Below are 20,702 nucleotides of genomic sequence, written 5' to 3' on the forward strand. Positions count from 1 at the left end.
ACTCGGGACCCAATCCGGATTCCCGAGCCTGGGGATTACGCTAGTGGGCGCTGCGCCTCGCCAACCACGCCCGCCACCCACCATGCACCGTGATGTCCTCGGCACCGGCCAGGCCATAGGGCTCGCAGATGAAGCCGGTTTCCCAGCTGCCATCGGCCAGTTCCACCTTGCCCAGGCCGAGCGGGGCGGGGATGCCGGTGAGAAAGCTGCCCAGTTCGCCGCTGGGCAGTTCCCAGACCTCCACCTCGATGCCGGCGCCGTCTTCGGCGACCCGGACCATGCCCGGGCGTAGCGGCGGACCACCGGCCAGGACGTGGAGGCGATAGTGCGGCGCGCTCCGGGTCAGGGCGAGGCGCCGGGCACCGCGGGCGAGCAACTGGCCGTTGAGGGGCAGCCCCTGCAGGTGGGCACCGCAGACCACCAGGCGGGTACGGTCATGGCGGGCGGGACGCGCCGGCAGGCTGGCGCTCGGCAGGGCGCCGCCGACCAGCGGCAGGCCCTGGGCTTCCTGCAGGGCCGCGGCCAGGCTCAGCAGGTACTGGTCGGTGAAGACCCGGCCGAACAGCGTCACGCCCCAGGGCAGTCCGCTGGCCATGACGCCAGCCGGCACGGCCACGGCGGCGTAGTCCAGCAGATTCATGAAGTTGGTGTAGTAGCCCAGGTCGGCGTTGCGGGCGACCGGTTCGGCGGCCAGTTCCGCCAAGGTCACCGGGCGCGGATAGGTGGGGGTGAGCACGCAATCCAGTTCGGCCAGCAGGGCATCGCACTGGGCTTTCAGCGCCTGCAGTCGGTAGCCGGCGCGAAAGGCGTCCACTGCCGTGGTGCCGGGCGCCTTGTCCAGCACGGCGCGGATCACCGGCAGCACCGCGTCCGGCTCGGCCTCGATCAGGGCGCCGGCCACGCTGTAGCGCTCGGCCACCCAGGGGCCTTCATAGAGCAGGCGCGCGGCTTCCAGGAAGGGCGCGAGGTCCAGCGGCACGGCTTCGCCCCCCAGGGCTTCCAGGCGGGCCTTGGCCGTCGCGAACAGCGCCGGGCTTTCCGGGCAGCCGAGGAATTCCAGCTGGGTCGGGACGCCGAAGCGGAAGGGCCGCGGCCTGCCGAAGGCGCTGGCGTCGTTCCACTGCGGATTGGCGCGGCTGTAGGGGTCGCGTGGATCGAGGCGGGCGGTGAGCGCCAGCAGCATGCTGGCTTCGGCAGCGGTGGCGGTAAAGAAGGTCACGCAGTCCAGGGTCTGGCAGGCGGGCACCACGCCGGCGGTGGACAGCAGCCCCTTGCTGCCCTTGAGACCCACCAGGTTGTTCAGCCCCGCGGGCACGCGACCGGAACCGGCGGTATCGGTGCCCAGGGCGAAGCTGGCGACACCCAGAGCCACGGCCAGGGCCGAACCGGCGCTGGAGCCGCCGGAAGGATAGTCCGGGTGGACGCTGTTGCGGCAGGCGCCATAGGGCGAACGGGTGCCGTTGAGGCCGGTGGCGAACTGGTCGAGATTGCACTTGCCCAGGGGCACGGCGCCCAGGGCGACCAGCTGCTCCACCAGGGTCGCCGAGCGCTCGGGCACATAGGCAAAGGCCGGGCAGGCTGCCGTGGTAGGGATGCCGGCGAGGTCGATATTGTCCTTGATGGCGAAGGGGATGCCATAGAGCGGCAGCTCGGCGGGATCGCGGTCGTCCAGGGCGGCGAGATAGGGCTCCAGCTCGGCCGGGGTCAGCAGGTGGATGAACAGCCGGTACTCGGGGTTGAGGCCCGCGGCCTGTTCCCGCAGTTCGGCGATGAGCGCGCGCGGGGTCAGGGTCCCGGCGGCATAGGCGGCGTTCAGGGTGGAGAGGCGCAGATCGAATGTCATGGTGGCTTCCTTCACGTCTTGTCGATGACCAGCAGGCGCTGGCCGGCGCGGATCGGCGAGCCGGGCTGGACCTGCAGGTCGTGGATCCGGCCGCTGCAAGGGGCGAGCAACGGGATTTCCATCTTCATGGACTCCAGGATCAGCAGCGGCTGGCCGGCTTCCACCTGGTCGCCCGGCTGTACCTGGGCCTGCCAGAGATTGCCGGCCACCGGGCTTTCCAGCGCAAGCTGATGGCTGGCGAGGGGGGCATCCTCGGTGGCTTCGACGGCGGCTTCCTGGCTGTCGAAATGCGCCTGGCCGGAGTCGATCCAGCGTTGCCGCTCGGCAGCGAAGGCGCTCTGCTGGCGCCCACGGAAGGTGGCGATGTCCTCGGCTTCCCGCGCCAGGAAGGCCTGGTAGGCGGACAGTGACAGTTCGCTCTCTTCGATGCGCAGCGGCATGCGACCCAGGGGGAAGTCGGCGCGGATGCGCAGCAGCTCGTCCGCCGACACCTCATGGAAGCGGATCTGATCGAAAAAGCGCAGCAGATAGGGCTGGCCGTGGAAGGCTTCCACGTCACGGTAGCGATTCCACATCTGCAGGGTGCGACCGACGAACTGGTAGCCGCCGGGGCCTTCCATGCCATAGACGCACAGATAGGCGCCACCGATGCCCACCGAGTTTTCCGCGGTCCAGGTGCGCGCCGGGTTGTACTTGGTGGTCACCAGCCGGTGGCGCGGATCGAGGGGGGTGGCCACCGGCGCACCCAGATAGACGTCGCCGAGGCCCATCACCAGGTAACTGGCGTCGAAGACGATGCGCTTGACCGCCTCCAAGGACTCCAGGTCATTCACCCGGCGGATGAACTCCAGGTTGCTCGGGCACCAGGGCGCGTCCTTGCGCACCGTGGTGGTGTATTTCTCGATGGCCAGGCGGCAGGCCGGATCGTCCCACGACAGTGGCAGGTGGACGATGCGCGAGGGCACCCGCAGGTCCTGGGCATCGCCCAGCGCCTGCCAGCAGCGACTGACCGCCGCCAGCAGCTCTGCCAGGGGCAGTGTCTCGGGCTGGTAGTGTACCTGCAGCGAGCGGATGCCGGGGGTGAGCTCGCACAGCCCCGGCAGCGCCAGGGCGGCCAGCGCCTGCATCAGCCCATGGCCGCGAAAGCGCAAGGCCAGGTCCAGCTCCGGTGGGCCGATCTCCAGCAGCAGATGGGTATCCCCGGAGAGCCGCGCCACCAGTCGCTCGGCGCCCTGGCCCAGGTCCAGCACCACGGGATCGCCGCGCTCGGGGGTAACGGTAATTTCCGCCTGCGGTTGCAGACTGAGCTCCTCGGCCAGCCGTGCCTGCTGCAGACGCCGCCCGGTCGCCAGGTCCACCGGCAGGAAGCGCAGCCGGTCACCGGCCTTGAGCTGGCCCAGTTGCCAGAGATCGGCTTCGATCACCGTGACCGGGCAGACGAAGCCGCCCAGGCTGGGGCCGTCGGGGCCGAGGATGACCGGCATGTCGCCAGTGAAGTCCACGGCGCCGACCGCATAGGGATTGTCATGGATGTTGGAGGGATGCAGACCGGCTTCGCCGCCGTCTTCCCGGGTCCATTCCGGCTTGGGCCCGATCAGTCGCACGCCGGTACGACTGGAATTGAAGTGCACCTCCCAGTCGGTGGCGAGAAAGAGGTCCAGATAGGCCGGGGTGAAATAGTCCGGCGCGCCGTGCGGCCCATAGATGACGCGCAGGGTGCGGGTCTCGGGCAATCGGGTGGTCAGGGCGGCGGGCAGCCGGGCCTCCGCGCGTGCGTCGGTCAGCGGATGCAGGTGCAGCACGTCGCCGGCGCGCAGGGCGCGGCCGCCGTGACCGCCGAACTGGCCAAGGGTGAAGGTGCTGCGACTGCCCAGGTAGTCGGGCAGGTCCAGGCCGCCTCTCAGGCAGAGATAGCTGCGCGCGCCCGCGCCGGTGATGGCGCCCAGGTGCAGGATGGCACCCGCGGGTACGCGAAAGACGCTGTCCATGGCCTGGAGCTGGTCATCCAGCAGGATCGGCAGCGCCGCGCCGGTGACCGCCACCACGGCCTCGGTGTTGAATCTCAGGGTGGGGCCGGCCAGGGTGATTTCCAGGGCGGCCGCGCGGCCGTCGTTGCCGAGCAGGCGATTGCCCAGGCGCAGGGCGCGGTCGTCCATGGGGCCGGAAGGGGGAATGCCCACCGACCAGTAGCCGAGGCGCCCGGGGGCGTCCTGCACCGTGGTCTGGGTGCCGGCGCTGAGCACCTCCAGGGTGGTGGCCTGGTAGGTCAGCCCCTCCAGGCAGCGCGTCCAGGGCTGGCCCGAGGCGAAGGGCGCGGCGGCGAGGATCTGCCGCAAATAGTCGCCATTGGTTTCCACGCCATAGAGCCGGGTAGCCGCCAGGGCCTGGTCGAGTCCTTGCCGGGCGGCGTTGCGGTCGGGGGCCCAGGCGATGACCTTGGCCACCAGGGGATCGAAATAGGGCGGGATCTCGCAGCCGGCCTCGACCCAGGTGTCCAGGCGCAGCGCCCGGCCATCCGCAGGTGGAAAGTCGACCTGGGTCAGCAGGCCGGGGCTGGGCTGGAAGTCGCGGCCCGGGTCTTCGGCATAGAGTCGCGCCTGGATGGCATGGCCCTGGGGCTGCAGCCCCGCGGCGAGCGCGGCCAGCGGCGGCAGTTCGCCAGCGGCCAGTTCGATCATCCAGCGCACCAGGTCCACGCCCCAGACCTGCTCGGTGACGCCGTGCTCGACCTGCAGCCGGGTGTTCACTTCGAGGAAGTAGAAGCGGTCGGCGGCGCTGTCGTAGACGAACTCCACGGTGCCGGCGCTGCGATAGCGTACCGCGCGTGCCAGCTCCAGAGCGGCGGCGCAGAGCGCCTCGGCCATGCCGGCCGGCAGGTTGGGCGCCGGGGTTTCCTCCAGCACCTTCTGGTTGCGCCGCTGCACCGAGCAGTCGCGCACGCCCAGGGCCAGGACCTCGCCCTGGCCATCGCCGAACACCTGCACCTCCAGGTGCCGCGCGCGTTCGATGTACTTCTCCAGGAAGACGCCTGCGTCGCTGAAGTTGTTCTGGCCCAGCCGGCGCACGGCGTCGAAGGCCTCGGCGAGTTCAGGGTCCGTGCGGCACACGCGCATGCCGATGCCGCCACCACCGGCGGTGCTCTTGAGCATCACCGGATAGCCGATCCGCTGCGCGGCCGCCAGTGCCGCTTGCGGGGTATCCAGTAGCTCGGTGCCCTCCAGCAGCGGTACGCCCTGGGCCCGGGCGAGGGCCCGCGCCGTGTGCTTGAGACCAAAGGTGCGCAGTTGCTCGGGAGTGGGGCCGACGAAGGCGATGCCTGCGGCTTCGCAGGCTTCGGCGAAGGCGGCGTTCTCGGAGAGGAAGCCATAACCGGGGTGGATGGCCTGGGCGCCGCTCTGGCGCGCGACCTCGAGCAGCTTGGCGGTGTCCAGGTAGGTGGCCGCAGCGGCGCCTTCGCCCAGGCTGAAGGCCAGGTCGGCCTCGCTGACATGGCGGCTGGCACGATCGGCTTCGCTGTAGACGGCGACCGCGGCGACGCCCAGGTCGCGCAGGGTGCGCTGGATGCGGCAGCTGATGGCGCCACGGTTGGCGATGAGCAGGGTGGTGAACATTCGAGGCGTCCTCGACGGCGGCGGGCCGTCCCGCCAGATAAAAGCTCTCGGGGTCGTCCCCAAGAGGCCGCGCGAGGGCGGTAGGTCAGTCAGTGTCTAGCGCTTGCCGCGGTAGCTGTAGCGTCCGGCGCGGACTTCGCACAGCCGATAGAGACGGGGCCGCAGCCACTGCCAGAGCTGACGCGCGCGGGTCAGTCCCATAGCAGCACCTCCGCCGGGGTAGGATTCCAGCCGTTGCAGGGGTTGTTGAGTTGCGGGCAGTTGGAGATCAGCAGGATGACATCGGTCTCGGCACGCAACTCCACATACTTGCCGGCGCCGGAGATGCCATCGGCGAAGGTCAGGCCGCCGTCCGCGGTCACTGGCACGTTCATGAAGAAGTTGATGTTGGCGCCGATATTGCGCTTGCCCAGGCGCCCGTCATGGCCACCGGCGCAGAGGAAGTTGTCGCGGCAGCTGTGCATCTGCCGGCGATCCAGGGCGTAGCGCACCGTATTGCTTTCCTGGGAGCAGGCGCCGCCCAGGGTGTCGTGGCGGCCGCAGGTGTCGGCGACGATAGTCAGCAGTGGATTGCCCAGGTTGGAATAGAGCACGCTGCCGGTCGACAGATAGACCCGGCCCTGGCGTCTCAGGGTGCGCTGGGGATCGTAGCGTTCCTGGGGATTGGCGGCGGCGTAGAAGAGGGTGTCCACCGCCTGGTTGCCTTCTAGGTCATGGATGCGCAGGGTCTGGCCGGCCTTGACCTCCTTGAGGTAGGGCGCTCCGGCCGGCAGGAGGGCGCGGTAGCTGGCATCTTCCGGGCGTTTGGTGCTGGCGATCAGGGTCATGGCGGGGCCTCAGAGGAAGTAGCGGGCGGTGTTCTGGAAGGCGCGCTCGTTTTCCGGGCGCGAGGTGCGGCAGCGTTCGGCCACCTCGGGCGCGGCGCGCAACTGGGCGAGATCGACCGGGCGCGGCGCATAGACCGGATCCGGGTCCAGCGGATGCTGCAGGGCGGTCAGCACCACCAGGGTGTTCATGGGCGCATGCAGCTCGACCAGATCGCCGGCGCGGGAGTTGCCGGGCACGAAGGCGAAGGCGCCCTCGGCATCCACGTCCACCCGACTGAACAGGTTGAGGGTCATCAGCAGGTCTTCCAGCCCAAGACCCCACTTGGCCAGTTCAACCAGCAGGTTGTCGGTGCCGTTGCGGTGGAAGCCGTTGCGTAGCTCCTGGTAGCGACCGGTGCCGTACTTCTCCATCACCTCGGCGGCATTGGCCACGCCGCCGAAGCTGTCGTGCCAGCCGCAGGTGTCGCGCACCACGGCCGCCAGCACCCGCCCCATGTCGGAATAGAGGCAATGTCCGGCGGTGAGGCGGGCGGTGTGCTGGCCCTTGAGGGTATCGGGGAGGTTCAGCCGTTCGCTGCGGTCATCGGCATTGAACAGCAGCAGGCTGACATTGGCGCCGCCTTCCACGTCGGTCAGGCGCAGGGTCTGGCCGCGGCGCAGGATGAAGGAGGCGGTACCGCCGCCGGGGACGCGTTCCTGGTAGAGCAGTTCGTCAGTCATGGGCAACCTCGTCAGATAAGGGCCGGCCGATTCCCAGCCGCATGCACGGGCCGGGTCTTGGCGGTTAGGGGCAGGTCGTAGGTGATGCGGGCGCCATAGGCGCCGGGGGCTTGCGGGTCCTGACGGACCTTGTCGAACACCAGCACCCGGGTGGCCAGGCTGAAGCCCTCGTGCAGGTCATGGGTGACCATGAACACCGTGAGCGGCCGCTCGTGCCAGAGCTCCAGCAGCAGGGCGTGCATGTCCTTGCGGATGCCGGGATCGAGGGCGCCGAAAGGCTCGTCCAGGAGCAGGATGCGCGGTCGGACGATCAGCGCCTGGGCGATGGCGAGGCGCTGCTGCATGCCGCCGGACAGCTGCCCCGGGTACTTGCCCAGCGCCTGGCCCAGGCCGACGCGCTCGAGCAGGGCGGCGGCCTGTTCCCGGGCCTGGCGCTTGGCCGTGCCCAGCAGCCGGCCGAGCAGCGGGGACCTGGGCAATTCCAGGCCCAGGGCGACGTTGTCGAGCACGCTCAGGTGGGGAAACACCGAATAGCGCTGAAAGACCACGCCACGCTCGGGATCCGGTTCCGCCGACAGGGGCTGACCATCGATGCGGATCTCGCCGCGGCTGGGGCGCTCCTGGCCGAGCAGCAGGCGCAGGAAGGTGGACTTGCCACAGCCGGAGGCACCGACCAGGGCGCAGAATTCGCCTTCGCGCACCTGCAGATTGAGGTCTTCGAGCACCACCTGCTCGCCATAGCGTTGCCAGAGATTGCGAACCTCGATCATCGGCGACCCTCCCCGTACCAGGGAAAGGCGCGTCGCGTCAGCAGGCGCAGGCCAGCGTCCAGCAGCCAGGCCAGCAGGGTGATCCAGGCCACATAGGGCAGGATCACGTCCATGGCCAGGTAGCGCCGCACCAGGAAGATGCGGTAGCCCAGGCCATCGGTGGCGGCGATGGCCTCGGCGGCGATGAGAAACAGCCAGGCGGCACCCAGCTGCAGCCGCAGGGCGATGAGCAGGCGCGGCAGCAGTTGCGGCAGCACCAGACGCAGGATCACCGTCCAGCTGTTGGCGCCCAGGGTCTGGGCCTTGATCAGCAGTTCGCGGGGCAGCTCCCGGGCACGCTGGTCCAGCTCGCGGATCAGCACCGGGGTGACGCCCACCACGATCAGCATCACCTTGGCCAGTTCGCCCAGGCCGAAGACGATGAAGAGGATCGGCAGGATCGCCAGCGGCGGGATCATCGAGAGTACCGTCACCAGGGGCGACAGCGGCGCGCCGACCAGGGGCAGGCTGCCCGCGGCGATGCCCACCACCAGGGCGATCAGCGCGGCGATCCCCAGGCCCAGCCCCAGGCGTTGCAGGCTGGCCAGGGTGTCCTGCCAGAATGGATAGCCCCCGGTGCGCACGTCGGCGGTAAAGGCCAGGCGCTGCACGGCATCGGCCATCTGCGCCACGCTGGGCAGCAGCTTGTCGTTGGGGTTCTCCGCCAGCCGGGTGGCCGAGCCCACCAGATAGAGCAGGGCGAGCAGGGCGAAGGGCAGCAGGACCAGCAGGAGCCGGCCGCCTCGATCGGGATGCCGATTGATGAAGCGCATGGGCGTCGTCCTCGCGGCGGGGCTCAGAGCTTGCCGTCGGCGGCCAGCTGGACGAAGGTCGGATCGAAGCGCAGCTTGAGATTGCCGGCGTCCCCGCTGGTCTTGCCGCCCGGATAGGCGATGCCGATGGCCTCGGCGCTGGGGGCACCCTGGCCCAGCAGGCCGTGCTCGAAGGAGAAGTGGGCGATTCGCTGCATGGTGGTCGGCAGCGCGGGATCCTTGACGAATGCCAGGGCCTCGGCGGGCGTGGCGAACAGCCGGGTCTTGTCCAGTTGCGCCTGGAAGCCGGCGAGATCGGTACCCGAGGCCTTGGCCATGGCCTCCAGGGCCGCCTTGCCCTTGGCGTCGCCCGACTGCATCAGCGCCAGCATCTCGAACCAGGCACCGGTCAGCGCCTTGCCCAGGGCCGGGTTGTCCTTGAGCGTGGCGGTGTTCACCACCAGCATGTCGAGGATCTCGCCGGGAATCTTGCTGGAGTCGAACACCTCGGAGGTGTCGGGCTGGGCCTTGATCTCGGCCAGCAGCGGATTCCAGGTCACCACGTTGCGCACGTCGGCGGTCTGGAAGGCGGCCACCATATCGGCATCCGAGGTGTTGACGGTGGTCAGGTCCCTCTCGCTCAGACCCACGCTCTGCAGCGCCCGCGCTAGCAGGTAGTGGGAGACGGAGAACTGCACCAGGTTGACCTGCTGGCCCTTGAGGTCGGCCAGGGTCTTGCCCTTGCCCTTCATCACCACGCCGTCGTTGCCGTTGGAGTAGTCGCTGACGATCAGCGCCGTGCTGTCCACGCCACCGGCGGCCGGAATGGTCAGGGCGTCCATGTTGGTCATGGCGCAGCCGTCGAACTGGCCGGTGGTGTATTGATTGATGGATTCGACGTAGTCGTTGAGCTGCACGACCTCGACGTGGATGCCGTATTTCTTGGCCCACTTGTCGATGATGCCCTGGGCCTGGGCTTCGCCCCAGGGCATCCAGCCGGCATAGATCGTCCAGCACACCTTGAAGTCGTCGCGCGGCGCCGCCTGAGCGGTGGCACCAAGCAGCAGGGAACAACCGAGAACGAGCGAGGCGAGCAGGGGATGGCGCATGGGACCTCCAATAGGATGGACGACGGGACAGGAGCACGCGACTGGCGCTGTGTCTCCCGGGCTTTTGTCCCGCCGTGTAACCCCATCAGAGGTCGACGACTCTCGGACCAGACACCCGCACGAGCGAGTCGGAACCCTAGTCATCCATTGCAGATTGTGGTGCATCAAACCGGCTGACCGGTGCTCCTGCACGCTGTGGCTTTTGCCAGATGCGTGCCAGTTGCCGTCAGGCCCCGTGCCACGCGGATTTATCGCCGGGAAGATGAAGCCGCAATCACCGCTCCGCCCCGTTGCAGTGCGTTCGGGACGGCAGGGTGCACCGCTTTGACTCAGCGCCCCAGCGCGGCGATCAGTGCGCGGCGAAAGGCATTGACCGCCGGGGGCAATTCGCGGCCCGCCATGCTCTGCAATTCGATCCGCCGCGCCGCCAGGCCCTCGTCCAGCAGGGGCAGGGCCACCAGCTGGCCTTCGCGCAGCCGGCTGCGCAGGCTCAACTCACTGAACAGGCCCACGCCGGCGCCCAGCGCGGCGAAGCGATAGAGCGCCTGCATGTTGTTGCTCACCAGCACCGGCTCGAAGGACAGGCCCTGGACGCCACAGCAGATGTCGAACAGCTGGCGGATCGTGGTGTCCGGCGTGGGCAGCGCCAGGGGATAGGGCTGCAGATCGACCAGGGCCAGGCCGGTGCGGCTGGCGAGCGGATGGTCGGGTACGACGATCGCCTTGATCGCGCCGCTGAGGGCGGCCTCGACGCGGATATCCGGCTCGGGTCTCAGGCTGAAGGTCAGCCCCAGGTCGGCATCGCCTTCCTGGACGCGGCGGGTCACCACGGCGGGGGCGCAGACCTCCAGGGAAAAGTGGATGCCGGCATAGCCCTGGCGAAAGGCGGCGATGACCTCGGGCAGGAAGTCCAGCGAAAAGCCTTCGGTGGTGGCCAGGCGTACCTGGCCACGCCGCAGGTCGGCCAGGCCACGCAGTTCGGCCGCCACCTGCTCGCTGGCCAGCTGCGCCTTGCGCGCATGCACCGCCAGGCGTTCACCGGCGGCGCTGGGCACCACGCCCCGGGCGCGGCGTTCGAGCAGCGGCGTCTCCAGTTCGCGTTCCAGTTTGGCGATCTGGCGACTCACGGCACTGGCCGCGACATTGAGCCGTTGGGAGGCTTCGCTGATGGAGCCGCACCGCACCACCTCGAGGAAATAGCGCAGGGCGGTCGACTGGATTCCGTAGGGCTGCATGGGGCCTCCTTTGCCGAAAAGGCATGGCTCGCATCTAAATATTCTGCTTGTGGCATGGGATGGCAAGACCTAGAGTCGGGCCAAGAGACCAAATAACAGGTGTCAGCTGTTCCCCCTTTCCCCGCGCTTCGCGGACCTGCCTTTGACCAACCAACGCCCCGGAGACAGACGGCATGGGACTCAAAGGTTTCGCTTGTGGCATCGCGTTTTCCCTCTTCCTGGCCCAGGGCCAGGCCTTCGCCGGCAAGGCCGACGACACCCTGGTCTACGCCTCCGACACCGAACCCGAAAACGTCAGCCCCTATCACAACGATGCCCGTGAAGGCGTCATCCTCGCCCACCTGGCCTGGGACACCCTGATCTATCGCGACCCCCGGACCGGCGAATACAAGCCGATGCTGGCCACCCACTGGCAGCAGGTCGATCCGGTGACTCTCGACTTCGATCTGCGCCAGGGCGTGACCTTCCACAACGGCGATCCCTTCACCGCCGACGACGTGGTCTTCACCTTCAACTACGTGGCCTCGCCCGAGGGCAAGGTGGTCACCCAGCAGAACGTCAACTGGATCAAGAGCGCCGAGAAGCTGGGCGAATACAAGGTCCGCCTGCACCTCAAGCAGCCGTTTCCAGCCGCGCTGGAATACCTGGCCAATCCCTTGCCCATCTATCCCGGCAAGTATTTCCAGAAGGTGGGCCTGGCGGGCTTCGCGCAGAAGCCGGTGGGTACCGGACCCTATCGCATCGTCGCGGTCACCAGCGGCCAGGGGGTCACGCTGGAGCGCAATCCAGACTATTTCAAGGACAGCCCCCAGGGGCAGCCGCGCATCGGCCATATCCGGTTCCGGGTCATTCCCGACGCCGAGACCCGGCTCGCCGAACTCATGACCGGCGGCATCGACTGGGCCTGGCGCGTGGCGCCGGACCAGGCCGAGCAACTCAAGGCCGCGCCCAACCTCACCGTGGAGAGTGGCGCCAGCATGAGGATCGGCTTCCTCAGCATGGATGCCCAAGGCGCCTCCAGCCCGGATTCGCCCTTTGCCAAGGCCGAGGTGCGCCAGGCGGTCAACTACGCCATCAATCGCCAGGCCATCGCCAGTCAACTCATGGGGGGCGGCAGCCAGCCGCTACAGGTGGCCTGCTATCCGGAGCAGTTCGGCTGCGATGCCAAGGCGGTGCCGGGTTACGCCTACGACCCGGCCAAGGCCAAGGCGCTGCTCAAGGCCGCCGGCTACCCCAACGGTTTCAGCACCGAGATCTTCGCCTACCGCGACCGCGACGTGGTCGAGGCGCTGATCGGAGACCTGCGTGCGGTGGGCATCGACGCCAAGCTGCGCTATCTGAAATACGCCGCCCTGCGTGACCAGCAGCGCGCCGGCAAGGTGCCCATGGCCTTTCTCGCCTGGGGCTCCTTCTCCATCGCCGATGCCTCGGCGGCCACGGGCGTCTATTTCAAGGGCAATGCCGACGACGTGGCCAAGGATCCCCAGGTGATCGACTGGCTCAAGTTGGCCGACACCGCCATGGACCCGGCCGTGCGCAAGGAGAACTACCGCAAGGCGCTGCAGCGGATCGCCGAGCAGGCCTACTGGGCACCGGTGTTCAACTATTCCATCAACTATGCCTTCACCTCGGACCTGGCCTTCCAGCCCTATCCGGACGAATTGCCGCGCTTCGCCCTGGCCCACTGGAACTGATCCGTCCCGGCGCCCCCCACGGGGGCGTCTCTTGCCGAGGAGCCGAGCATGTCCGCATACCTCCTGCGCCGCCTGGGTATCGCCCTGGCCGTGGCCTTTACCGTTTCCCTCATCAGTTTCTTCCTGCTGCACCTGTCCGGCGACCTGGCCACCGCCATCGCCGGACCCGAGGCCACCGCCGAACAGATCGAGGTGGTGCGTCATCAACACGGGCTCGACAAGCCCCTGGCGACACAGTACGTCGAGTGGATCGGGCAGTTGCTGCGGCTGGACCTGGGGCAGTCGTTCTTCTTCCAGGAATCGGTGCGAGACCTCATCGCCAGCCGCTTGCCCATCACCCTGACCCTGGGCGCCATCGCGCTGCTGGTGGCGCTGCTCATCGCCATCCCGCTCGGGGTGCTGGCCGCAGTCCGACGCGATACCTGGATCGACCGCCTGGCGCTGACCCTGGCGACCTTCGGCCAGGCGATGCCCAGCTTCTGGTTCGCCCTCGTGCTGATCGTCATCTTCGCCGTCACCCTGAAATGGCTACCGGTGTCCGGCAATACCAGCTGGCAGCACTTCATCCTGCCGGCGATCGCCCTGGGCTACTACGCCACCCCCTCGCTGATGCGCCTGACCCGTGCCGGGATGCTCGATGTGCTGGGCGCCGACTACATCCGCACCGCCCGGGCCAAGGGCCTGAGTCCGGCGCGGGTGCTGTTCAAGCACGCCTTGCGCAATGCACTGATCCCGGTGGTGGCCCTGGCCGCGGTGGAGTTCGGCTTCATGCTGGGCGGTTCGGTGGTGATCGAGGCGGTGTTCTCCCTGCAGGGCATCGGCCAGCTGGCCTGGGACGCCATCGCCCGCAACGACTTTCCGGTAGTGCAGGCCATCGTCCTCTTGATCGCGTTGATCTACATCGTGCTGACGCTGGTGGCCGATCTGCTCAACGCCTTGCTCGACCCGCGCATTCGCGTGCGCTAGGAGGCTCCATGACCGTCGCCAATCCCTTCGTGCTCGACGACTATCTCCCGCCGCGCCCGACCCTGGGCCGCCAGCTGCGCCGCTGGTTCGGCCACCGCGGTTTCGCCCTTGGCGCCATGCTGCTCGTCGTCATCGTCTTCGCCGCCCTGGCCGCGCCCTGGCTGGCGCCCCACGACCCCTATGCCCAGGACGTGATGCAGCGGATGAAACCACCGGTATGGATGGCCAAGGGGACCTGGGCCCATCCGCTGGGCACTGACAAGCTCGGCCGCGACTATCTCTCCCGGCTGCTCTATGGCGCGCGCATCTCGCTGTTCATCGGTCTCGCCGCGGCGCTCATCTCCGGCGCCATCGGCACCTTGCTCGGGGTGCTCGCCGGCTACTACGGCGGCAAGGTCGATGCCCTGGTGAGCTACCTGGTGACCACCCGCCTGGCCTTGCCGGTGGTGATGGTGGCCCTGGCCGCCGCCTCCCTGGTGGGTGGATCGCTGCAGGTGGTGGTGATCCTGCTCGGCTGCCTGCTGTGGGATCGCTTCGCCGTGGTGGTGCGCGCCGCCGTGCAGCAGATCCGCGACGCCGAATACGTCGCCGCCGCCCAGGCGCTGGGCTGTTCGGCCTGGCGCGTCATCGTCGGCGAGATCCTGCCCAACGTGCTGGGGGCGCTGATCGTGGTGATCACGCTGGAGATGGCCCACGCCATCCTGCTGGAAGCGACCCTGTCCTTCCTCGGCGTGGGCGTGCAGCCACCGTTGCCGTCCTGGGGACTGATGATCGCCGAAGGCAAGCCCTACATGTTCTTTTCGCCCTGGGTGATCGCCATCCCCGGCGTCGCCCTGATGCTGCTGGTGCTGGCCATCAACCTGGTGGGCGACGGCATCCGGGATCTGGCCGCGCCCAGCGGGCGCAACTAAGCGGAGGACTGACCATGGCACTGCTCGACGTTAAAGACCTGCGCATCGACATCCCCCTGGGGGACGACACCCTGAACGCCGTGCGCGGCCTGGATCTGCAGGTGGAGCGGGGCGAGATGCTCTGCCTGGTGGGCGAATCCGGCTGCGGCAAGTCGCTCACCTCCCTGGCGCTGATGAACCTCCTGCCGCGCCAGGCCCGGCGCCAGGCGGCGCGCCTGATGCTGGGCGAACACGACCTGCTGACCCTGGGCGAAAAGGGCATGCGCGACCTGCGCGGCAATCGCCTGGCGATGATCTTCCAGGAGCCCATGACCGCCCTCAATCCGGCCTACAGCATCGGCGCCCAGCTCGCCGAGGTGCTGCGTCGCCACCGCAAGCTGGACCGCAAGGCCGCCTGGACCCGCGCCGAGGCCATGCTGGAAAAGGTCGGCATCAGCAACGCCGGCGAGCGCCTGCGCCAGTATCCGCACCAGCTCAGTGGCGGGTTGCGCCAGCGGGTGGTCATCGCCATGGCGCTGCTCTGCGAGCCGGACCTCATCATCGCCGACGAACCCACCACGGCGCTGGACGTCACCATCCAGGCGCAGATCCTGCACCTGTTGCGCGACCTGCAGCGGGAATTCGGCACGGCCATCGTCTTCATCACCCACGACCTGGGGCTGGTGGCGCGCATCGCCGACCGGGTAGCGGTGATGTACGCCGGCCAGATCGTCGAGCAGGCACCGGCCGCCGAGCTGTTCGCCGCCCCCCGACACCCCTATACCCGTGGGCTGCTGGCGAGCATCCCGGTACCGGGCCGGACCCAGCCCGGGCAGCCGCTGGGCGCCATTCCCGGCCTGGTCCCCAGCCTGGTCGGCGAGCAGCACGGCTGCGCCTTTCGCAATAGATGCCCGCAGGCGGTGGCGGCCTGCGCCGACAGCGTACCCTTGCTGGAGGAGGGCACGCACCTGGCGCGTTGCCATTTCGCCCTGCCCGGCGAACCCCTGCGCCGGGTCGGAGGTGTGCGATGAGCCGCGAGATCGCCCTGGAGCTGTGCGACATCCGCCGCGAATTCACCCTGGGTCGCGGCCTGTTCCGCCCGCCGGCCACCCTCCAGGCGGTGGATGGCATTTCCCTGCGGCTCTATCGCGGCGAGACCCTGGGTCTGGTGGGGGAATCGGGGTGCGGCAAGAGTACCCTGGCCAAGCTGCTGCTGGGGCTGCTGGCGCCCACCAGCGGCGACATCCTGGTAGGTGGCGAGCACCTGCGCGGGGTGGATCGCAAGCGCATGGCCCGGCACATCCAGCCGATCTTCCAGGATCCTTATTCATCGCTCAATCCGCGCAAGACGGTGCGCGAGATCGTGGCGCTGCCGCTCAAGGTGCATGGCCTGGGCACGCCCGCCGAGCAGCAGCGGCGGGTCGCGGAGATGCTCGACGTGGTCGGCTTGCCACGGCGCGCCGCCGACAGCCATCCCGGCCAGCTCAGTGGCGGCCAGCGCCAGCGGGTGGCCATCGCTCGCGCCCTGGTGATGCGCCCGGACGTGCTGATCTGCGACGAACCCACTTCGGCGCTGGACGTCTCGGTGCAGGCGCAGATCCTCAACCTGCTGCTGGAGCTCAAGCGTGAATTCGGCCTGACCTATCTGCTCATCAGCCACAACCTGGCGGTGGTGGAACACCTGGCCGACCGGGTGGCGGTGATGTACCTCGGCAAGATCGTCGAGGAGCGGGAGCGGGCGGCGCTGTTCGCCCAGCCGGCGCATCCCTATACCCGGGCGCTGCTGGATGCGGTGCTCACCCCTGATCCAGCGCTAGGGCTCCCGGCGCTGGGCCTGGGCGGCAGCTTTCCCAATCCCATCTCGCCGCCCAGCGGCTGCGCCTTCCATCCGCGCTGTCCGCGCTGCTTCGGCCCCTGCGCCGAGCGCTATCCGGAACGCGAAACCATCCCTGGCGGCAGCAAGCGCTGCCACCTGCCCGAACCCGCCTGACCCCGGAGTCCGCCATGACCAGCCGTACCCATGCCCTTGAGCTTGCCGCCGCGCACTTCGACAGCGGCGCCTTTCGTACGCGGCTCGCCACCGCCGTGGCCCATCCCACCGAAAGCCAGGAACCCGAGCGCCAGGCGGAGCTGCAGCGCTACCTGGATGACTTCATCGCTCCCTATGTCGCCAGTCTCGGCTTCAGTAGCCGGCGGCTGGATAACCCGGTCGCCGGCAAGGGGCCCTTGCTGATCGCCGAGCGGATCGAGGACCCGACGCTGCCGACCCTGCTCAGCTATGGCCACGGCGACGTGGTGCGCGGCGATGGCAGCCGCTGGCGTGAAGGTCTCGCGCCCTGGACGCTGGTGGAGCAGGGCGAGCGCTGGTACGGCCGCGGCACCGCCGACAACAAGGGCCAGCACCTGCTCAACCTAGCGGCGCTGGAGCAGGTGATCGCCGCGCGCGGCGGACGCCTGGGCTACAACGTCAAGCTGCTGCTGGAAATGGGCGAGGAGATCGGCTCGGTCGGCCTGCGCGCCTTCTGCCAGGAGCAGCGCCAGGCCCTGGCCGCCGACCTGTTCCTCGCCTCCGACGGTCCGCGGGTCTCGGCATCCCGGCCAACGCTGTTCCTGGGTGCCCGCGGCACCTTCAATTTCGACCTGCACCTGGACCTGCGCGAAGGCGGCCATCACTCCGGCAACTGGGGCGGTCTGCTGGCCAATCCCGGCATCATCCTCGCCCATGCCCTGGCCAGCCTGGTGGATGCCCAGGGCCAGATCCAGGTCGCGGGGCTCAAGCCCACCGAGCTGCCCGCTCCGGTGCGCCGTGCCCTGGCCGACATCGAGGTGGGCGGCGCGCCGGGGGATCCGGCTATCGATCCCCACTGGGGCGAGCCCGGCCTGACCCCGGCCGAGCGCGTCTATGGCTGGAATACCCTTGAGCTGCTGGCCTTCACCACCGGCAATCCCGAGGCACCGGTGAATGCCATTCCCGGCAGCGCCCGTGCCCACTGCCAGATCCGCTTCGTCGCCGGCTGCGACTGCACGACGTTCATTCCGCTGATCGAGGCGCACCTGGCCGAACGGGGGTTCGCCGCGGTGCGCGTTTCCCGTACCAAGGACGAGATCCTGCACGCCTCGCGGCTGGACCCGGAGAATCCCTGGGTGGACTGGGCCATGACTTCCCTGACCCGCACCCTGGGCGAAAAGCCGGCCTTGCTACCCAACTTCGGCGGCGGCTTGCCCAATGACATCTTTGCCGACATCCTCGAGTTGCCCACCCTCTGGGTACCCCATTCCTATCCTGCCTGCTCCCAGCACGCGCCCAACGAGCATCTCCTGGCCCCGGTCGTGCGGCAGGGGCTGCAACTCATGGCCGGGCTCTTCTGGGACCTGGGCGATCGCTGGAGCCGCAGCTGATGTCCCTTGCCAAGACCACCGCCCTGGAGTGGCTCGCCACCCAGCGCGAGCCGATGACCCGTCTCCTGCAACGCCTGGTCGATACCGATTCCAACAGCTACGACAAGGCCGGCGTCGATGCCGTCGGTGCCGTGCTCACCGCTGCCCTGGCCGAAGACGGCATCGAGGTCGCCCGGACGCCGGTGGCCGACTTCGGTGACGTCCTCGCCGCCCAGGTGGGGCCCGCCACCGGCGCTGCGGTGTTGCTGTTGGGCCATCGCGACACCGTCTTTCCGCCGGGTACCGTGGCCAGCCGTGGCTTCACCCGCGATGCCAGCCAGGCCTATGGCCCCGGCGTCGCGGACATGAAGGGCGGACTGGTGGCGAGTTGCTTCGCGCTGCGCGCGCTCAAGCGCGCCGGTGAGTTGCCGTTTCCGGTACGGGTGCTCTACACCGGTGATGAGGAGATCGGTTCCGGCACGGCTCGCCCGCACCTGGAAGCGGCGGCACGCGGCGCCCGCGCCGTACTGAACTGCGAACCCGGCCGGGTCAGTGGCAACGTGGTCAAGGCGCGCAAGGGCGGCGCCACCCTGGCCATCAGCGTGAGCGGCCGCGCCGCCCATGCTGGCGTCAATCACGCCGAGGGCGCCAGTGCCATCCAGGCCTTGGCGCTCAAGGTGGTCAAGTTGCACGCCCTGACCGACTACGAGCGCGGCATCACCACCAACGTCGGCCTCATCGAGGGCGGCACCTCCAGCAATACCGTCGCGCCCAGCGCCATAGCGCGCCTGGACGTGCGCTTCGTCGCCCTGGCCGACTGGCCCGCGCTGCAGGCGCGCATCGAGGCCATCGTCGCCGAGGTGGAGGTACCGGGGACGACCGCCCGCGTCGAGCCTACCTGCCTGTTCCTGCCGATGGAGGCGCACCTGAGCCACGACCTGCTGGCGCTCTACCAGCGCGAAGCGCAGGACCTCGGTTTCAGCGTCGAGGGCGAATTCACCGGCGGCTGCGCCGACTCCGGGTTCACCGCCAGCCTGGGCGTGCCCACCCTCTGTGGCCTGGGTCCGGTCGGCGCCAAGGCGCATACCGAGGCTGAATTCCTGGTGCTCGACACCCTGGTTCCGCGCACCCAGGCACTGGTGGCGACCATCCTCGCGCTCGCCGCCACGGCCTGACCCCCGCGCAGCGACCGGGCGCCGCTCGGCGCCCGCGTTCCCCGCCTGTTCAGATAGGCAACAGCCCCTCGGTCTTGACTTCGTTCAGCACGAAAAAGGTGCGCACCTGGCGCACGCCGGGCAGGGCGATCAGCCGCTCGCTGTGCAGCCGATTGAAGGCGGCGATGTCCTTGACCCTGAGCTTGATGAAGTAGTCGACGTCGCCGGCCACCAGGTAGCACTCCAGCACCGGGGGCAGGGCGCGGGCGGCCGCTTCGAAGGCCTGGAAGGAATCCGGGGTCGACCTGTCCAGCACCACGCCCACCAGTACCGCGGTTTCCCGTTGCACCGCCTTGGGGTCCACATGGGCCCTGACGCTGGTGATGACGCCGCTCTCGAACAGCTTGCGCGTGTGGTTCCAACAGGCGCTCGGGCTCAGGGCAACCTGGCGCGCCAGCTCGGCATTGCTCAGCCGGCCGTCCTGCTGCAGAGCGCGCAGGATCTTGCGTTCTACCAGGGTAAGTTCCGCAGCTTCGCTCATCGAAAGATTCTCCTTGTAAGGCGGTTGTTGGAGGAACATCCACGCGGATTCTGGGAATCGGTCAAAAGGAAAGCAGATTTCGTACCGCTCATTCGAAAGCACCTTTTTCAGGGTTTTCCCTAGCATTGAAGGCGTTCTCTCACCCTTGGAGTCGCTGCTATGTCCCTGGATCTCGAAAAGCGTTTTCCCCGCGTCAAGCTCGGTTATTTCCCGTCGCCCCTGCACAAGCTGGAGCGCATGTCCAAGGACCTCGGTATCGAACTCTGGGCCAAGCGCGACGACGTCTCCTCCGGTCTCGCCTATGGCGGCAACAAGGTACGCAAGCTGGAATGGCTGGCCGCCGAAGCCCTGGCGCAGGGCTGCGATACCCTGGTGTCCATCGGCAACATCCAGTCCAACCACACGCGCCAGGTAGCCGCCGTCGCCGCGGTGCTGGGCATGAAGTGCCGCCTGGTCCAGGAGGAATGGACCAAGTGGGAAGACCCGGTCTACGACAAGGTCGGCAACATCCTGCTGTCGCGCCTGATGGGTGCCCAGACGCTGCTGGAAGGCGAGGGCTACTCCACCGCGGTGAAAGCCACCTGGGAGCGCGCCCTGGACGAAGTGCGTCGTGAGGGCGGCAAGCCCTACGCCATTCCCGCTGGCGCCTCGGACCATCCCCTGGGTGGGCTCGGCTATGCCCATTTTGCCGATGAACTGGCGGCGCAGGAGCGCGACCAGGGCCTCTTCTTCGATACCGTGGTGACGGCCACCTGTACCGGTTCTACCCAGGGCGGCATGGTGGTGGGCTTTCGCGCCCAGGAGCGGGAACGCCGCCTGATCGGCATCGACACGGCGGCGGACGCCGAGATGACCCGCGCCGCGGTGACCAAGATCGCGCGCAATACCGCCGAGATGATTGGCCTGAAACAGGAGATCCGCGAAGAGGATGTCATCATCGAGCCACGCTTCTGCGGACCGGACTACGGTCTGCCGGATGGCCCCACCGTAGAAGCCATCCGCTACACCGCGCAGATGGAGGGGATGCTCACCGACCCGGTCTACGAGGGCAAATCCATGGCCGGGCTGATCGCCATGGCGCGCAGTGGCGAGATCGCCAAGGGCAGCCGGGTACTCTATGTTCACCTCGGGGGTGCCCCGGCGCTCAACGCCTACCACAACGCCTTCGCCTGA

The 20,702-nt window shown here is 68.5% G+C and carries 17 protein-coding genes and 1 riboswitch; of the genes, 8 read left to right on the forward strand and 9 right to left on the reverse strand.

Annotated features, from left to right (window positions below; translation table 11 throughout):
• Nucleotides 1–40 precede the first annotated feature (40 nt).
• From atzF to RCF34_RS00835, 8 genes are all read right to left on the reverse strand, one after another.
• On the reverse strand, nucleotides 41–1,843 hold the full coding sequence (atzF, locus tag RCF34_RS00800) for an allophanate hydrolase (protein WP_308706448.1): 1,803 nt from the start codon (nucleotides 1,841–1,843) through the stop codon (nucleotides 41–43).
• Nucleotides 1,844–1,854: 11 nt separating this feature from the next.
• On the reverse strand, nucleotides 1,855–5,454 hold the full coding sequence (gene uca, locus RCF34_RS00805; protein WP_308706449.1) for an urea carboxylase: 3,600 nt from the start codon (nucleotides 5,452–5,454) through the stop codon (nucleotides 1,855–1,857).
• Nucleotides 5,455–5,645: 191 nt separating this feature from the next.
• Nucleotides 5,646–6,281, reverse strand: a complete 636-nt coding sequence (locus tag RCF34_RS00810; RefSeq protein ID WP_308706450.1) for an urea amidolyase associated protein UAAP2 — start codon at nucleotides 6,279–6,281, stop codon at nucleotides 5,646–5,648.
• 9 nt (nucleotides 6,282–6,290) lie between these two features.
• Nucleotides 6,291–7,001 carry an urea amidolyase associated protein UAAP1 gene (locus RCF34_RS00815; protein WP_308706451.1) on the reverse strand — a complete coding sequence of 237 codons (711 nt, stop codon included), beginning with the start codon at nucleotides 6,999–7,001 and terminating at the stop codon, nucleotides 6,291–6,293.
• Nucleotides 7,002–7,012: 11 nt separating this feature from the next.
• Nucleotides 7,013–7,771, reverse strand: a complete 759-nt coding sequence (locus RCF34_RS00820) for an ABC transporter ATP-binding protein (RefSeq protein WP_374941129.1) — start codon at nucleotides 7,769–7,771, stop codon at nucleotides 7,013–7,015.
• A complete protein-coding gene (locus RCF34_RS00825; protein ID WP_308706453.1) occupies nucleotides 7,768–8,583 on the reverse strand; it encodes an ABC transporter permease in 816 nt (271 codons plus the stop codon). Before RCF34_RS00825 ends, RCF34_RS00820 begins: the two co-directional genes overlap by 4 nt.
• Nucleotides 8,584–8,606: 23 nt before the next feature.
• On the reverse strand, nucleotides 8,607–9,671 hold the full coding sequence (locus RCF34_RS00830; RefSeq protein WP_308706454.1) for a putative urea ABC transporter substrate-binding protein: 1,065 nt from the start codon (nucleotides 9,669–9,671) through the stop codon (nucleotides 8,607–8,609).
• A gap of 51 nt (nucleotides 9,672–9,722) precedes the next feature.
• Nucleotides 9,723–9,822, reverse strand: a riboswitch (guanidine-I (ykkC/yxkD leader).
• A 178-nt stretch (nucleotides 9,823–10,000) separates the two neighbouring features.
• Nucleotides 10,001–10,906: a LysR family transcriptional regulator gene (locus tag RCF34_RS00835; protein ID WP_308706455.1), complete on the reverse strand. Its 906-nt coding sequence runs from the start codon at nucleotides 10,904–10,906 to the stop codon at nucleotides 10,001–10,003.
• A gap of 173 nt (nucleotides 10,907–11,079) precedes the next feature.
• On the opposite strand from RCF34_RS00835, the gene RCF34_RS00840 reads away from it, so the two are divergent.
• The 7 genes from RCF34_RS00840 to RCF34_RS00870 are packed head-to-tail and all read left to right on the forward strand — an operon-like array spanning nucleotide 11,080 to nucleotide 19,009.
• Nucleotides 11,080–12,600: an ABC transporter substrate-binding protein gene (locus tag RCF34_RS00840; protein WP_308706456.1), complete on the forward strand. Its 1,521-nt coding sequence runs from the start codon at nucleotides 11,080–11,082 to the stop codon at nucleotides 12,598–12,600.
• 48 nt (nucleotides 12,601–12,648) lie between these two features.
• Nucleotides 12,649–13,566, forward strand: coding sequence for an ABC transporter permease (locus tag RCF34_RS00845; protein ID WP_183630022.1), 918 nt, complete (start codon nucleotides 12,649–12,651; stop codon nucleotides 13,564–13,566).
• Nucleotides 13,567–13,574: 8 nt separating this feature from the next.
• Nucleotides 13,575–14,477, forward strand: coding sequence for an ABC transporter permease (locus RCF34_RS00850; protein WP_308706457.1), 903 nt, complete (start codon nucleotides 13,575–13,577; stop codon nucleotides 14,475–14,477).
• A 14-nt stretch (nucleotides 14,478–14,491) separates the two neighbouring features.
• The gene (locus RCF34_RS00855) at nucleotides 14,492–15,487 is read left to right on the forward strand and encodes an ABC transporter ATP-binding protein (protein ID WP_308706458.1); all 996 of its coding nucleotides are present in this window, start codon (nucleotides 14,492–14,494) and stop codon (nucleotides 15,485–15,487) included.
• Nucleotides 15,484–16,446, forward strand: a complete 963-nt coding sequence (locus RCF34_RS00860; protein WP_308706459.1) for an oligopeptide/dipeptide ABC transporter ATP-binding protein — start codon at nucleotides 15,484–15,486, stop codon at nucleotides 16,444–16,446. The genes RCF34_RS00855 and RCF34_RS00860 overlap by 4 nt, the downstream gene beginning before the upstream one ends.
• A 14-nt stretch (nucleotides 16,447–16,460) precedes the next feature.
• A complete protein-coding gene (locus RCF34_RS00865; protein WP_308706460.1) occupies nucleotides 16,461–17,855 on the forward strand; it encodes a M20 family metallopeptidase in 1,395 nt (464 codons plus the stop codon).
• A complete protein-coding gene (locus RCF34_RS00870) occupies nucleotides 17,855–19,009 on the forward strand; it encodes a M20 family metallopeptidase (protein WP_308706461.1) in 1,155 nt (384 codons plus the stop codon). The genes RCF34_RS00865 and RCF34_RS00870 overlap by 1 nt, the downstream gene beginning before the upstream one ends.
• A gap of 49 nt (nucleotides 19,010–19,058) precedes the next feature.
• Here RCF34_RS00870 and RCF34_RS00875 read toward each other — a convergent pair whose 3' ends face one another.
• Nucleotides 19,059–19,529 carry an Lrp/AsnC family transcriptional regulator gene (locus tag RCF34_RS00875; RefSeq protein ID WP_308706462.1) on the reverse strand — a complete coding sequence of 157 codons (471 nt, stop codon included), beginning with the start codon at nucleotides 19,527–19,529 and terminating at the stop codon, nucleotides 19,059–19,061.
• A gap of 159 nt (nucleotides 19,530–19,688) precedes the next feature.
• Here RCF34_RS00875 and RCF34_RS00880 point away from each other — a divergent pair, with 159 nt between their 5' ends.
• Nucleotides 19,689–20,702 (forward strand): 1-aminocyclopropane-1-carboxylate deaminase, encoded by a 1,014-nt coding sequence (locus RCF34_RS00880; protein WP_308706463.1) that lies wholly within the window; start codon nucleotides 19,689–19,691, stop codon nucleotides 20,700–20,702.

The sequence above is a fragment of the Pseudomonas sp. 102515 genome (assembly GCF_031085165.1).
Lineage (GTDB): Bacteria > Pseudomonadota > Gammaproteobacteria > Pseudomonadales > Pseudomonadaceae > Chryseomonas.

Bases quoted from the DNA above. Each gene is read 5' to 3' on its own strand.
- atzF (WP_308706448.1), bottom strand. From the start codon at position 1,843: ATGACATTCGATCTGCGCCTCTCCACCCTGAACGCCGCCTATGCCGCC.
- RCF34_RS00820 (WP_374941129.1), bottom strand. From the start codon at position 7,771: ATGATCGAGGTTCGCAATCTCTGGCAACGCTATGGCGAGCAGGTGGTG.
- RCF34_RS00835 (WP_308706455.1), bottom strand. From the start codon at position 10,906: ATGCAGCCCTACGGAATCCAGTCGACCGCCCTGCGCTATTTCCTCGAG.
- RCF34_RS00875 (WP_308706462.1), bottom strand. From the start codon at position 19,529: ATGAGCGAAGCTGCGGAACTTACCCTGGTAGAACGCAAGATCCTGCGC.
- RCF34_RS00830 (WP_308706454.1), bottom strand. From the start codon at position 9,671: ATGCGCCATCCCCTGCTCGCCTCGCTCGTTCTCGGTTGTTCCCTGCTG.
- RCF34_RS00870 (WP_308706461.1), top strand. From the start codon at position 17,855: ATGTCCCTTGCCAAGACCACCGCCCTGGAGTGGCTCGCCACCCAGCGC.
- RCF34_RS00845 (WP_183630022.1), top strand. From the start codon at position 12,649: ATGTCCGCATACCTCCTGCGCCGCCTGGGTATCGCCCTGGCCGTGGCC.
- RCF34_RS00850 (WP_308706457.1), top strand. From the start codon at position 13,575: ATGACCGTCGCCAATCCCTTCGTGCTCGACGACTATCTCCCGCCGCGC.
- RCF34_RS00825 (WP_308706453.1), bottom strand. From the start codon at position 8,583: ATGCGCTTCATCAATCGGCATCCCGATCGAGGCGGCCGGCTCCTGCTG.
- RCF34_RS00840 (WP_308706456.1), top strand. From the start codon at position 11,080: ATGGGACTCAAAGGTTTCGCTTGTGGCATCGCGTTTTCCCTCTTCCTG.
- RCF34_RS00880 (WP_308706463.1), top strand. From the start codon at position 19,689: ATGTCCCTGGATCTCGAAAAGCGTTTTCCCCGCGTCAAGCTCGGTTAT.
- uca (WP_308706449.1), bottom strand. From the start codon at position 5,454: ATGTTCACCACCCTGCTCATCGCCAACCGTGGCGCCATCAGCTGCCGC.
- RCF34_RS00855 (WP_308706458.1), top strand. From the start codon at position 14,492: ATGGCACTGCTCGACGTTAAAGACCTGCGCATCGACATCCCCCTGGGG.
- RCF34_RS00860 (WP_308706459.1), top strand. From the start codon at position 15,484: ATGAGCCGCGAGATCGCCCTGGAGCTGTGCGACATCCGCCGCGAATTC.
- RCF34_RS00865 (WP_308706460.1), top strand. From the start codon at position 16,461: ATGACCAGCCGTACCCATGCCCTTGAGCTTGCCGCCGCGCACTTCGAC.
- RCF34_RS00810 (WP_308706450.1), bottom strand. From the start codon at position 6,281: ATGACCCTGATCGCCAGCACCAAACGCCCGGAAGATGCCAGCTACCGC.
- RCF34_RS00815 (WP_308706451.1), bottom strand. From the start codon at position 7,001: ATGACTGACGAACTGCTCTACCAGGAACGCGTCCCCGGCGGCGGTACC.